Genomic DNA, 12,699 nt, shown 5'->3' with positions numbered 1-12,699 from the left:
GGATGAGGGGATCTAAAAAGCAAAAAACCTTATTGAACCCCTCACCCTAGCCCTCTCCCCGTGGGAGAGGGGATCAGTTCTTTTTAGCTGAAGCATCTTATCTTGCTAATCAGAAATCTTTTTAACTAGCTCTACCAGCCTGGGTCGCCGCAGGAACTTCAACCAATCGACCTGTTGCAACGTCGTAGATATAACCATAAACCGGGATGTCGGAAGGAACCAGCGGATGATTTCTGATGCGGGTTACGTCTTCAAGCACACTGGCTTCTTGCTCCTTAATGGTTAACCAATCAACATACTTGGCTTCTGCAGAACCAGGGCCTTCACAGCAATCGTGCCAGCCTTTGTCATCAATAGATGCGGTCTTTAAGCTGCTGCCCAGCAAGTCACGCATGATTTCATCGGTAAACAATTCCATGCCACAGTTGGTGTGATGGATGACAAACCACTCTTTGGTACCCAGCAATTTGTAGGAAATCACTAGTGAACGAATAGCATCGTCACTGGCACGGCCACCAGCATTACGAATGACGTGGGCATCACCTTCTGATAAACCGGCATATTTTGCAGGATCTAAACGCGCATCCATGCAAGTCAAGACAGCAAAATGTCTAGCCGGCGGGAGGGCCAATGAGCCTTTGTCGCCAAAATTATTTACGTAGTCCCTGTTTGCTGATAACACTTCATTAAGAATTTTACTCATATCTAGCTCCGTTATTATTAGTTAGTGTCGGGCAATAAAAAGCCGCTTGACCCCTTCATGCTACATGAAAAAAACCAAACGGCATTAACTATCTCCGGTGCAAAGTGTATACTCATAAACCAGAGTTTTGAATAGCTCAATAAATTTATAAAATATAAACTTTAAGTTTACAGCATGGATAAATTGAATAACATGCAGGTACTCTGCCGCATTGTTGAGCTGGGTACTTTTGCTGCCGTTGCCAGGGAGATGGATTTATCTGCCATGATGATCAGCAAGTACATCGCACAATTAGAAGAATCCCTGGGGGTTGCCTTGCTGAACCGGACTACCCGTAAAATCAGCCTGACGGAAGCAGGGGAAGTTTATTATCACCGCAGTAAACAATTACTGGATGATTTTTCAGAGCTAGACGAATCGACGTCCCAGTTAGGACGGAACGTCAAAGGAACGCTAAAAATCAGCGCTTCAATTGATTTTGGTGGGCTTTATATGGTTTCCGCTATCGAAGCTTATCAGCAAGTCTATCCTGACGTTAAAATCATGATGACTTTGCACAATAGCCAGGTGAATTTGAGCGAGGGTAGTATTGATCTATCTATTTTGGTAACTGATAGCCTTGATTTGGGCGTGGTTGCGAGAAAAATCGCCGAGACCCGATTGTGTACTTTTGCATCTCCGGCTTATATAAGGCAATACGGCGAACCCAGAACGATTGAGGAATTAAAGTTTCACCATTGCCTTTACAATACCGATACGCCACACAAAGATTACTGGATTTATAGGGTTGAAAAAGAAGAAGTTAAAATCAAAACTACTTGGCGTTTCGCCTCAAATAATGGCAGGGCGCTATGTCAAGCGGCGGCTTTAGGGATGGGCATAACGCAAGCGCCGGAATTGTCTGTGGCAACTTATCTTGCCCAACGGCAATTGGTGGAAATTTTGCAGGATTACCGCATTCCAACTTTGGCGATTTATGCCACTTACTTGCAACGACGATTTATGCCCGCCAAATTAACGACGTTTGTGGATTTTTTAATCCGGTATTTTGCTGAAATTGATATACACCAACCAGAATAAGTCTTTTCCGGTATATATGAAAAATCATACTCCACCGAAACGAGTGTCCGGCTCGGTGGAGTGAAATCAATAACTTAAGGGAATCTCTAAAAATTCAAAAAACTCCTTCTCCCTCTGGGAGAAGGCCGGAATGAGGGTAATAAAATCAAGCAATTATATCCCTCACCCTAGCCCTCTCCCAGAGGGAGAGGGGATTATTAGAAGGTTTCCTTAAGATTTAATCGTTTTCGTTGGAAGCGAGAAACCGATACGTAACCGCTCCCAGCACAGCTCCAACAATAGGTGCTACCCAAAATAGCCAAAGTTGTGCCATCGCCCAGTCGCCTACGTAAAGTGCCACGCCCAGACTTCTTGCTGGATTTACCGAGGTGTTGGTTACGGGTATGCTGATTAAATGGATCAAGGTAAGTCCTAGCCCAATTGCAATCGGTGCAAAACCTTGAGGGGCACGGGCATCAGTCGCACCTAGAATGATGATTAGGAACATCATGGTCATGACAACTTCTGTTACCAAAGCGGATGTCATGGAATATCCACCCGGTGAATGTTCGCCATAACCATTGGAAGCGAAACCTGCGGTAACGTCGAAGCCCACCTTACCGCTCGCTATAAGGTATAAAACCCCACCCGCAACAATTGCACCTACACATTGAGCAATGATGTAAAACAACAGCTTATTTGCGGGAAAACGACCACCTGCCCAAAGCCCGATTGAAACCGCCGGATTCAAATGGCAACCAGAAATATGGCCTATAGCGTATGCCATCGTCAAAACAGTCAAACCAAAAGCGAACGACACACCCATCAAACCAATACCAACATCAGGAAATGCCGCCGCAAGCACGGCGCTGCCACAACCACCTAATACCAACCAAAACGTACCGAAAAACTCTGCTGCATACTGTTTCATAACTCATTCCTCTGGTTTCGTTAAATTGTTATCGGTACCGAAAATTATCGATGCCGGTAGAATGATACCATCCACCAGAATACTGTTCAAATATTACCAATTCCAATAAGTTTTCATTGACACCTTCTCCAAAGGGAGAAGGTCAGGATGAGGGGCTTCATACTACAACTTATTGGGATTGGTATAAATGCTTACTTTATAGTGATTTTTAGCACTTCAATAACATCTACATAAGTTTTCTTCACGCATAAAAAAGGCAACTTAACGTTGCCTTTGGAAGAATTATTGTAACAATCAACTTACAATTTTTCTTTGATACGTGCCGCTCTACCGGTAAGATCACGTAAGTAATACAATTTAGCTCGGCGAACATCACCGCGACGCTTAACAACGATCTCGCTGATTATTGGACTGTGCGTTTGAAATACCCGCTCTACGCCCGTACCGTGGGATATTTTTCTCACGGTGAACGCAGAATTTAAGCCACGGTTACGTTTTGCAATCACTACGCCTTCGAAAGCCTGAATCCGCTCACGCTCACCTTCTTTGACTTTAACCTGCACAATAACCGTATCGCCAGGGCCAAAATCAGGAATCTGTCTTAGCTGTTCTTTTTCTAATGCTTCAATTATGTTGCTCATTACCACACCTGTGTTTAATTCAATTCAACTTGATTTATAAATTCTTTCAGCAGCTTTTCCTGCTCTGCCGTTAATGCTTTCCCATTTAGCAAATCGGGACGTTTCTGCCACGTCCTGCCTACTGCTTGCTTTGTTCGCCATCGGTCAATATCTGCATGATTGCCACTTAGCAACACGCCCGGCACGGCCATTCCATCAATCTGTTCTGGTCGGGTAAAATGCGGGTAATCCAGCAAACCATCAACATGCGAATCTTGCTGGGCGGATTCTTCGTCACCTAACGCGCCTGGCAATAACCGCGTAATGGCATCAATGATTACCAAAGCAGCCAACTCGCCGCCGCTGATAACGTAATCGCCAATTGACCACTCTTCATCGCAATCCAACTCGACAAAGCGTTCATCTACACCTTCGTAGCGACCTGCAACCAGTATAAGCTGCGATAACTCACATGCTTCAGCCAGTAATGCCTGGGTAATGGGTTTGCCTTGTGGACTTAAATACACCACTTTGGTTGAACCTGAACCCGCCTGCCTTGCATCGCTTAGTGCATCATGCAAAGGCTGGTATTTCATCACCATCCCAGGGCCACCACCATAAGGTCGGTCATCCACTGTCCGATGCTTATCGGTCGTGTAATCCCTAGGATTCCACACCGACAATGTAACTATTTCGCGTTCTTGAGCCCTGCCTGTTACTCCATAACTTGCAGCAGAAATAACCATTTCTGGAAACAGGGTAAGGACATCAAAGCGCATGGTAGTTGCTAAAAATCAGCATCCCAATCGACAGTAATCTTACGTTCGGCAATATCAATGGATACTACCGTCTGTCCTTTAATAAAAGGCAATGCCCGCTCACGCTCCCCTTTTACCAGCAGAATGTCGTTGGCACCTGTTTCAAATAAACTTTCTACTTTGCCGAGTTGAACCCCTTCCAGGTTTTCAACGTCTAGACCTATCAAATCTGTCCAGTAATATTCCCCTTTAGCAAGGGCGGGTAACTGTTCATGGGTGATGTAAACCTCCCAACCCATGAGGAGCAGGGCTTGATCCCTGTCGGCTACACCTTCAATCTGGGCGACTACATTTTTGCCTTGAAGCTGACCGCTTATTACTTTTACCGAATTATCCTGACTACCTTTTTTAAGTAGCCAATGCTTATAGCTAAGTATATTTTCTCTGGGTTCTGTGTAAGAAAATACTTTTACCCAGCCTTTTACGCCAAAAACGCCGGAAATTTTTCCAACATTAATAAGATCTTGATTGAACAACCTGTTTTCAAAAAACTAGCTTAAGCGACTGCTTTTTGGGCATCTTTTATCAATTTTGCAACACGTTCAGACGGCTGTGCGCCTTTGGATTTCCAATAAACCACGCGTTCACTGTCCAAAGATAACTTGGTTTCGTTGCCGCGAGCCACTGGATTAAAAAACCCAATTCGCTCTATATAACGACCATCACGACCACTTCTGCTGTCGGTGACAACAACATGGTAAAAAGGGCGATTCTTCGCACCACCTCTGGAAAGACGAATAGTTACCATTTTTTATAAGTTCCTTAAAAATATTCAGCCAAAATCAATCCACCTATTCTACGCGAAATTATCAATAAGTGAAGAATAAATTGTTTTTGCTACACAAAAAATTCAGCTTTCTAGTTGAAAGGAGCTATCGCCGCATACCACGCACATTGTTTTTAATGCCGCGTACCATATTGGCAATATTGCCGCCTTTCATTTTTTTCATCATTTTCTGCATCATCACGAATTGCTTAAGCAACAGGTTTACATTATGCAGCTCTTGCCCACAACCATCTGCAATGCGTTGTTTTCTACTGCCTTTTATCAATTCTGGAAAACGCCGCTCTTGTTTGGTCATGGACTGGATTACCGCGACTTGCCGCGCCAGCATTTTGTCATTGACTTGCTCTTTCATGGCTTTGGGGACACTGTTACTCCCGGGCAGCTTATCCAGCATAGCAGCCACACCACCCATGCTTTGCATTTGCTGCAATTGCTCAAGGAAGTCAGTAAAATCAAACGCTTTACCTTTTTGGATTTTTTTGGCAAATTTTTCGGCCTTTTCCTTATCGACCTTTTGCTCCATATCCTCGATCAGACTGAGCATATCGCCCATGCCTAAAATGCGGGAAGCCAAGCGATCTGGATGGAACGGCTCCAAGGCATCGGTTTTTTCGCCCATACCTATAAACTTGATCGGTTTGCCGGTAATATGGCGTATCGACAAAGCAGCCCCGCCACGCGCATCACCATCGGCTTTGGTGAGGATAACGCCCGTCAATGGCAACGCATCATTAAAAGCTTTGGCAGTGATTGCCGCATCCTGCCCGGTCATGCTATCAACCACAAACAGAGTTTCAATCGGCTTGATGGCAGCATGTAATGCCTTGATTTCATCCATCATGTCAGCATCGACATGCAAACGACCTGCGGTATCGACGATGATAACATCAAGAAATTTCCGTTTGGCTGAGTCTATCGCTTGCAGGGCAATTTCGACCGGATTTTGGGAAATGTCGCTGTCAAAAAATTCTAGGGAAAGCCCATTTGCCAGCGTTTCTAGCTGTTTGATAGCCGCAGGACGATAAACGTCCACACTCACCACGCCGACTTTTTTCTTTTGGGTTTCCTTTAGCCAACGCCCTAATTTAGCAACTGTCGTGGTTTTACCCGCACCTTGCAAACCCGCCAGCAAGATAACGGCAGGCGGGACGGCATTGAGATTAAGCTTCTCATTAGCGCTGCCCATCACTTTGACCAGTTCAGCTTGAACCAGTTTCACCATCGCTTGCCCTGGCGATAAGCTAGTTTGAACTTCTTGCCCCAAAGCACCCGCTTTGACCTGCTCGATAAAATCTGTGACCACAGGAAGGGCAACGTCGGCCTCCAACAAAGCCATGCGTACTTCGCGCAAAGTATCCTTGATGTTATCTTCGGTCAGACGACCTTGGCCTTTGATCTTTTTAAGGGTGCTGGTTAATCGGTCGGTTAAATTATCAAACATGTCGTAATCTTAAGTTTTTTGGAAGAATCATCCCTGACAAAAATGCGTTAGGACTATAAATCGGGTATATTAACATAGCCGTCGTTACTATTACATCAGGCGGATAACTCGAACAGGTAACGAGTACCAAAATGGGAATCAAGCAAGAGTAACAAACGCCGCTAACACTCTGAAGTAAAAATACGATTCTGATTACAGTAAATGATAACAGCAGATATAAGCACATTAATGAACCCCACTCTACTTGCCACCATCGCAATCTGCGCTTACTTAAGCAGTGCCGTGATGATAATAAGACCACTACACCAGGACAAATCAAGACGTTCTGCACTCGCGTGTGCGTGGAGTGCAGTTGCTTTACACGTTTCGTACACAGCTCTTCTTGTCTACCAAAACGCGGGGTTCAATTTTAGTTTTTTTAGTACGGCCTCTCTGATTTCAATGATTGTTGCTCTACTTTTGCTGTTAGCAATACTGAGCAAACCAGTCAAAAATCTGGGTATCTTTCTCTTCCCCGTAACTGCGCTAATGCTGGCTTTGGATCTATATTTCCCAGAAAAGCGGCGATCCCTTGATATCCATAACTGGCAAATGAACACCCACATCTTGTCTTCAATTATTGCCTTCAGCCTGCTGAATATTGCTGCACTGCAAGCCATTCTGCTGTTTATTCAAAACCAACAACTTAAAAGTCATCCTCCAAAACGCTATATACAATCCATGCCTCCTCTGCAAAGCATGGAATCATTGTTATTTCAAATGATAGGTGCGGGGCTTTTTTTCCTGAGCATTGCGCTCGCCAGTGGCTTTATTTTTCTGGAAGATTTATTTGCCCAGCACCTTGTGCATAAAACTTTTTTGTCAATTGTTGCGTGGCTAATATTTTCCGGTTTACTGATAGGGCGCAACCGCTACGGCTGGAGGGGAAGAACCGCTATTAAATGGACTTTATTGGGCTTTATGTTTTTGCTATTGGCTTATTTCGGCAGCAAACTGGTTATGGAGGTTATTCTGCACCGATAGCAGAAAACCCTGCACCCAGGAAGAGCCATCCTTGTTTACCTCTGACAAACCATCTCTTAGCCAGACAACGACAATATTCAGTGGAATCAATATAGCTGCGGTGATGGATAGCATTAACAGAACCCGCTTCGCTATTATTGATGTTGAGAATTTTAGTAAGAATATGGATAAGGTCAAAAAGTGACAGCCACCTTCACCTTACCCGGCTACTTTACAAGACTCAACAAAACCCCAGCAGCCACCGCAGAACCAATCACCCCCGCCACATTTGGCCCCATTGCGTGCATGAGCAGGAAGTTATGGGGATTGCTTTCCAGTCCGAGCTTGTTGGCAACCCGTGCAGCCATCGGTACGGCGGAAACCCCTGCTGCGCCAATTAACGGGTTAATCAAGGTGCTGCTGAATCGGTTCATAATTTTCGCCATGATGACACCTGCCGCTGTGCCGATGGCGAAGGCACATGCGCCTAACCCCAAGATCCCTAAGGTTTTGACTTGCAAAAATGCTTCGGCACTGAGCTTTGAGCCGACCGACAAGCCTAAAAAGATGGTGACGATGTTGATAAGTTCGTTTTGTGCGGTGCTGCTTAAGCGTTCCACCACGCCGCTTTCCCGCATCAAATTACCTAAGGCAAACATGCCAATTAACGGTGTTGCAGAAGGTAATAATAAGATAGACAAAAAGAGCAGCATTAACGGAAACACAATTTTTTCGGTTTTGCTGACATCGCGCAGTTGCTGCATTTCAATTTTGCGCTCGTCTTCTGTGGTCAAAGCCCGCATAATTGGCGGCTGGATAAGCGGCACTAATGCCATATAAGAATACGCAGCCACGGCAATCGCGCCCAGCAAATCAGGAGCCAGTTTTGATGCGACATAGATCGCCGTTGGACCGTCTGCACCGCCGATAATGCCGATGGCTGCGGCATCTTTTAAGCTGAATTCCAGGCCTGGGATGATGTTGAGTGCCAATGCACCTAACAAGGATGCGAAAATACCAAACTGTGCGGCTGCGCCTAAAAGTAAGGTCTTAGGGTTGGCAATCATGGGCCCGAAATCGGTCATCGCGCCCACACCCATAAAGATCAACAAGGGAAAAATTCCCATTTTTATGCCGAAATACAGGTAATACAAAAGCCCACCTTCTTCGGCAATACCCGCAACAGGAATATTGCTGAGGATTGCGCCAAAGCCAATCGGCAGCAATAGCAAGGGTTCAAAGCCTTTGCTGATGGCAAGAAATAGCAGCACAAAACCCACCAGCATCATAAACGCCTGACCGCCGGTAAAGTTATAAAGTCCGGTGCTATGCCACAGTGAAATTAGGTTTTCCATTTATGTTTCTAAAATCGAATCCGTTATTGCTGGGCTTTAGGGATACTCATTACTGCCCTTAAGTTAAATAAAAAACTCCCTCTCCTCGCGGGAGAGGGTTGGGGTGAGGGTAATTAAATGAGGAAAATTACTTTATATTCCCCTCATCCTATCCTTCTCCCCAAGGGAGAAGGGACTAATCCGTTTATCCTAAATTACATTGATTGGAAAAGTATAATTCTTCAGTATCCGTCACAAAGAAACCAACACATCGCCACTAGCAACGGTACCGCCTTCTTTTACATTGACAGCACTGACAATACCGGCAACTTTGGTGCGGATTTCAGTTTCCATCTTCATGGCTTCCATAATGACGACCACCTCACCTTTGGCGACACTGGCACCGACCTCAACTAGGATCTTCAAAATTGTGCCCGCCATAGGTGAAACCACCACTTCACCACTACTGGATGCCGGTGTTGCGTAGGCTGCGCTGACTTCTGGCTTGATACTTAAGTCAGCACCACTTGGCCCTACAGCGACCTTGAAATTACGTCCATCCACGTTGACAGAATAGCTTTCAACCGCCGAAGCCGATTTGTTAGCTGACGCTGTTGATAGGGAAGCCACAAATGCCTTGGGATCTGGCGCCGCCTCAAAAGCCGCCGGATTACCGCGATTGAGCAGAAATTTCCATCCCACTTGGCTGAACATGCCATTGATTAAGGCATCTTCTTCAACACATTCAGCCAGCCTTATGCCTTCTTTCTCGGCTTTTTCCAGCACGTCAGCAACCAGTTTGTTCATTTCCGATTCGAGCAAATCGGCTGGGCGACAAGTAATGGCGGTCGCGCCATTCAACACCCGCATTTGTAATTCTTTATTGACCGGCGCAGGTGTCGCGCCGTATTCGCCCTTCAAAACGCCAGCGGTTTCTTTGGTGATGGTTTTGTAACGCTCGCCGTTCATCACATTAATCACGGCTTGCGTACCGACGATTTGCGATGTCGGTGTAACCAATGGAATAAATCCTAAGTCTTCGCGCACACGGGGGATTTCCTTGATGACTTCATCAAATTTGTCTGCCGCGCCCTGCTCTTTCAACTGGCTTTCCATATTAGTCAACATGCCCCCCGGCACTTGGGCGATCAAGATACGGCTGTCAACACCTTTAAGGCTACCCTCAAATTGCGCGTATTTTTTACGGACTTCCCGAAAGTAAGTCGCGATTTCTTCTAATTTGACCAAATCCAGCCCCGTATCACGGTCTGTGCCCTCAAAACTGGCAACTATGGTCTCAGTGGGGCTATGCCCGTAAGTCATGCTCAACGAGGAAATGGCAGTATCGACATTATCGATACCCGCTTCGGCGGCTTTGATGATGCTGGGGACGCTCAAACCCGTGGTCGCATGGCATTGCATGTGGATAGGGATGTTAGTGCTTTTTTTCAAACGGCTGACCAGCTCAAACGCATCATAAGGCTTAAGCAAGCCTGCCATATCCTTAATGCAGATGGAATGTGCGCCCATATCTTCAATCTGCTTACCCAGGGCTACCCACACATCCACCGTATGCACTGGGCTCGTAGTGTAAGAAATCGTCCCTTGGGCGTGGGCATCGGTATTTAAAACCGCTTTGACGGCACGCTGGATGTTACGCATGTCGTTCATGGCATCGAAAATACGGAACACATCAATGCCGTTAATGGCGCTACGTTCGACAAATTTATCAACCACATCATCGGCATAATGCCGATAACCTAACAAGTTTTGACCACGCAACAGCATCTGTTGACGGGTTTTCGGCATGGCTTTTTTAAGCAGGCGCAAACGTTCCCAGGGATCTTCGCCGAGATACCGGATGCAGGCATCAAAGGTCGCGCCGCCCCAGGATTCCATTGACCAATAGCCAATTTCATCAAGTTTGCCGCAAATCGGCAGCATGTCCTCAATCCGCAAACGGGTTGCGAGGATAGACTGGTGCGCATCACGCAACACAACCTCAGTGATAGCCAGGGGCTTTTTTTTGCTTTTTGTTACCATTTTTGTTGTTATCTCTTAAATCTGCTGCTTGTGTCTTTATCTGGTCATTAGTACCATAAAACCATCAATGATGCTTACTTCGATAATGATGCACTGCTGCTGAAATAGCGGCAATCGTACTCTTATCTATGCCGCTGGACTCACTTCGGAATTTTGGCGATGCATCAGGAAAATAACGCTGCACCATCGCAGACATAAGGTTGATAGCACCGACTAGCATGATAAGAAATACGAAAACTATACCCATACCCGCAAACATAAGTTCAATGCCACTGCTGATCTGTTCTGTCATGCCTTTTTGTACAAATAGTTAATTACAAGTCCATTATCCCTAAAACCATTCAGCTAAACAAACTAAAGATAGTGGATAAGCTTGGTTTTATATCTGACTATTAAATTACCTGTCCTGAATGTTTTCAATTCGTTAAAATGATTGCGTTATCGTTCCTGACAGTCCTAATATGAAAACAACAATCACCGTATGCGCTATTCAACAGCTTTGTAATCAAGACAGACAGACAAATTTTGATTTGTCTGTCGCTAAAATTCATGAAGCCGCTGCCAACAATGCTGATCTGGCGGTGTTGTCTGAGCTGCATCTTGATCCTTATTTCTGTCAGAACGAGGATTACCAACATTTTGATCTCGCCCAAACTATTCCAGGGCCAAGCACTGAGATTCTATCGGCATTAGCAAGAAAACTGGGGATTGTGATTGTCTCGACGTTATTCGAAAAACGAGCAGCAGGGCTTTACCATAACACGGCGGTGGTTTTTGATAAGGACGGCAGCATCGCCGGAAAATACCAGAAAATGCACATACCGGATGACCCTGGATTTTATGAGAAATACTATTTTACACCGGGGGACATCGGCTTTAAGCCGATTGAAACCTCAATCGGCAAACTTGGCGTATTAATCTGCTGGGATCAGTGGTTTCCTGAAGCGGCAAGGTTGATGGCGTTGGCAGGTGCTGAAATACTGATTTACCCTACCGCTATTGGCTGGGACCCCAATGACACAAGCGAAGAACAACAACGTCAGTTAGATGCCTGGATTACCATTCAGCGCTCTCATGCAATTGCGAATGGTATTCCAGTTGTCGCCTGTAATCGTATCGGTTTTGAAAAAGCGCCGGATTCGGAAGTTGGCGTTAATTTTTGGGGCAATAGTTTTATCGCTGGGCCGCAAGGAGATATATTGGTAAGTGCAAATGCTTCCGATCCGCAGCTTTTAATTTGTACTATCGATAAAGCCAGAACCGAAAGGGTTAGACAAATCTGGCCTTATCTTCGTGACCGGAGAATTGATGAGTATGGGGATTTAGTTAAGCGATATATTGATTAACTCACGGGAACGCTAACCTCTTCCCCCTAAACCATAGGTATCTACACAAGTTCCGCCCCTTCTCCTTCGGGGGAGAAGGCTGGAATGAGGGGGTATAAATAGTTGATTTTAATCTTCTCACCCCAACCCTCTCGGCAACTGCTCCTGCGTTGCCCTACTACCTAGATCCTTGTAGGCATCCCAGGATCGGGAGTCCGTTTTTTTCAACTCGTTGTTTTTATTACGTCGAAAAGTTGTGTAGATACTTACGCCCCGAAACAGAAGGTATCAGCATTCAATTAGGACGATACTAACCCTAATGAATTAAATCTGACACAACTTGTGTCGAACAAATGGCCATCAAAACTTTTTTCATGACCTTGTTGCAAAAATACACTCAAACCTTGACAGCTATGGCCTGAGAAGGTTAGCTAAGGCGCGACAATTTGTCGCAGTGACAATGCTGATTATATTTGCTAGACTATTGCTAACATTTATAACAATCTTTTATTTATTTTTATTAATATTTTTCATTATCTTGAGACCTTTGCACAAACAGCAGAAACTCCGGCTGACTGGTCAAAAGCCGATTTTTTTGAATTGGCATTCACCTTAATGGGCGGTATTCGGCTGAAA

The 12,699-nt window shown here is 45.3% G+C and carries 13 protein-coding genes; 3 read left to right on the top strand and 10 right to left on the bottom strand.

Features of this window, described 5'->3' with window-relative positions:
* Positions 1–121: 121 nt before the first annotated feature.
* On the bottom strand, positions 122–703 hold the full coding sequence (locus ABL924_RS16160) for a carbonic anhydrase (RefSeq protein WP_349028132.1): 582 nt from the start codon (positions 701–703) through the stop codon (positions 122–124).
* 174 nt (positions 704–877) lie between these two features.
* Between ABL924_RS16160 and ABL924_RS16155 the strand changes: the two genes are divergently transcribed.
* Positions 878–1,783 carry a LysR family transcriptional regulator gene (locus ABL924_RS16155; RefSeq protein ID WP_349028131.1) on the top strand — a complete coding sequence of 302 codons (906 nt, stop codon included), beginning with the start codon at positions 878–880 and terminating at the stop codon, positions 1,781–1,783.
* Positions 1,784–2,000: 217 nt separating this feature from the next.
* Here the strand turns inward: ABL924_RS16155 and aqpZ are convergent, their stop codons facing one another.
* The 6 genes from aqpZ to ffh all read right to left on the bottom strand — a co-directional run bounded on the left by aqpZ (position 2,001) and on the right by ffh (position 6,359).
* Positions 2,001–2,693, bottom strand: a complete 693-nt coding sequence (aqpZ, locus tag ABL924_RS16150) for an aquaporin Z (RefSeq protein WP_349028130.1) — start codon at positions 2,691–2,693, stop codon at positions 2,001–2,003.
* A gap of 299 nt (positions 2,694–2,992) precedes the next feature.
* The gene (gene rplS / locus ABL924_RS16145) at positions 2,993–3,334 is read right to left on the bottom strand and encodes a 50S ribosomal protein L19 (RefSeq protein ID WP_349028129.1); all 342 of its coding nucleotides are present in this window, start codon (positions 3,332–3,334) and stop codon (positions 2,993–2,995) included.
* A gap of 14 nt (positions 3,335–3,348) precedes the next feature.
* On the bottom strand, positions 3,349–4,092 hold the full coding sequence (gene trmD, locus ABL924_RS16140) for a tRNA (guanosine(37)-N1)-methyltransferase TrmD (protein ID WP_349028128.1): 744 nt from the start codon (positions 4,090–4,092) through the stop codon (positions 3,349–3,351).
* A gap of 8 nt (positions 4,093–4,100) precedes the next feature.
* Positions 4,101–4,607, bottom strand: a complete 507-nt coding sequence (rimM, locus tag ABL924_RS16135) for a ribosome maturation factor RimM (RefSeq protein WP_349028127.1) — start codon at positions 4,605–4,607, stop codon at positions 4,101–4,103.
* Positions 4,608–4,627: 20 nt separating this feature from the next.
* On the bottom strand, positions 4,628–4,879 hold the full coding sequence (gene rpsP, locus ABL924_RS16130; RefSeq protein WP_349028126.1) for a 30S ribosomal protein S16: 252 nt from the start codon (positions 4,877–4,879) through the stop codon (positions 4,628–4,630).
* Between the two features lie 124 nt (positions 4,880–5,003).
* Positions 5,004–6,359, bottom strand: a complete 1,356-nt coding sequence (gene ffh, locus ABL924_RS16125; RefSeq protein ID WP_349028125.1) for a signal recognition particle protein — start codon at positions 6,357–6,359, stop codon at positions 5,004–5,006.
* 228 nt (positions 6,360–6,587) lie between these two features.
* Between ffh and ccsA the strand changes: the two genes are divergently transcribed.
* Positions 6,588–7,382: a cytochrome c biogenesis protein CcsA gene (gene ccsA, locus ABL924_RS16120; protein ID WP_349028124.1), complete on the top strand. Its 795-nt coding sequence runs from the start codon at positions 6,588–6,590 to the stop codon at positions 7,380–7,382.
* Between the two features lie 206 nt (positions 7,383–7,588).
* On the opposite strand, the gene ABL924_RS16115 is transcribed toward ccsA, so the two are convergent.
* From ABL924_RS16115 to ABL924_RS16105, 3 genes are all read right to left on the bottom strand, one after another.
* Complete coding sequence (locus tag ABL924_RS16115; protein WP_349028123.1) at positions 7,589–8,716, bottom strand: sodium ion-translocating decarboxylase subunit beta; 1,128 nt, start codon at positions 8,714–8,716, stop codon at positions 7,589–7,591.
* A 231-nt stretch (positions 8,717–8,947) separates the two neighbouring features.
* On the bottom strand, positions 8,948–10,738 hold the full coding sequence (oadA, locus tag ABL924_RS16110) for a sodium-extruding oxaloacetate decarboxylase subunit alpha (RefSeq protein WP_349028122.1): 1,791 nt from the start codon (positions 10,736–10,738) through the stop codon (positions 8,948–8,950).
* A 64-nt stretch (positions 10,739–10,802) separates the two neighbouring features.
* Positions 10,803–11,030, bottom strand: coding sequence for an OadG family protein (locus tag ABL924_RS16105; protein WP_349028121.1), 228 nt, complete (start codon positions 11,028–11,030; stop codon positions 10,803–10,805).
* Between the two features lie 169 nt (positions 11,031–11,199).
* Here ABL924_RS16105 and ABL924_RS16100 point away from each other — a divergent pair, with 169 nt between their 5' ends.
* Positions 11,200–12,084 carry a carbon-nitrogen hydrolase gene (locus ABL924_RS16100; RefSeq protein ID WP_349028120.1) on the top strand — a complete coding sequence of 295 codons (885 nt, stop codon included), beginning with the start codon at positions 11,200–11,202 and terminating at the stop codon, positions 12,082–12,084.
* Positions 12,085–12,699: the final 615 nt, after the last annotated feature.

Origin of the sequence: Methyloglobulus sp., from assembly GCF_040079455.1 — a bacterium.
Classification (GTDB): Bacteria; Pseudomonadota; Gammaproteobacteria; order Methylococcales; family Methylomonadaceae; genus Methyloglobulus.
Note: the sequence above shows the minus strand (reverse complement) of the source record. Positions and strands in the feature narration are given on the sequence as shown.

Bases quoted from the DNA above. Each gene is read 5' to 3' on its own strand.
- ABL924_RS16160 (WP_349028132.1), bottom strand. From the start codon at position 703: ATGAGTAAAATTCTTAATGAAGTGTTATCAGCAAACAGGGACTACGTA.
- ABL924_RS16155 (WP_349028131.1), top strand. From the start codon at position 878: ATGGATAAATTGAATAACATGCAGGTACTCTGCCGCATTGTTGAGCTG.
- aqpZ (WP_349028130.1), bottom strand. From the start codon at position 2,693: ATGAAACAGTATGCAGCAGAGTTTTTCGGTACGTTTTGGTTGGTATTA.
- rplS (WP_349028129.1), bottom strand. From the start codon at position 3,334: ATGAGCAACATAATTGAAGCATTAGAAAAAGAACAGCTAAGACAGATT.
- trmD (WP_349028128.1), bottom strand. From the start codon at position 4,092: ATGCGCTTTGATGTCCTTACCCTGTTTCCAGAAATGGTTATTTCTGCT.
- rpsP (WP_349028126.1), bottom strand. From the start codon at position 4,879: ATGGTAACTATTCGTCTTTCCAGAGGTGGTGCGAAGAATCGCCCTTTT.
- ffh (WP_349028125.1), bottom strand. From the start codon at position 6,359: ATGTTTGATAATTTAACCGACCGATTAACCAGCACCCTTAAAAAGATC.
- ccsA (WP_349028124.1), top strand. From the start codon at position 6,588: ATGAACCCCACTCTACTTGCCACCATCGCAATCTGCGCTTACTTAAGC.
- ABL924_RS16115 (WP_349028123.1), bottom strand. From the start codon at position 8,716: ATGGAAAACCTAATTTCACTGTGGCATAGCACCGGACTTTATAACTTT.
- oadA (WP_349028122.1), bottom strand. From the start codon at position 10,738: ATGGTAACAAAAAGCAAAAAAAAGCCCCTGGCTATCACTGAGGTTGTG.
- ABL924_RS16105 (WP_349028121.1), bottom strand. From the start codon at position 11,030: ATGACAGAACAGATCAGCAGTGGCATTGAACTTATGTTTGCGGGTATG.
- ABL924_RS16100 (WP_349028120.1), top strand. From the start codon at position 11,200: ATGAAAACAACAATCACCGTATGCGCTATTCAACAGCTTTGTAATCAA.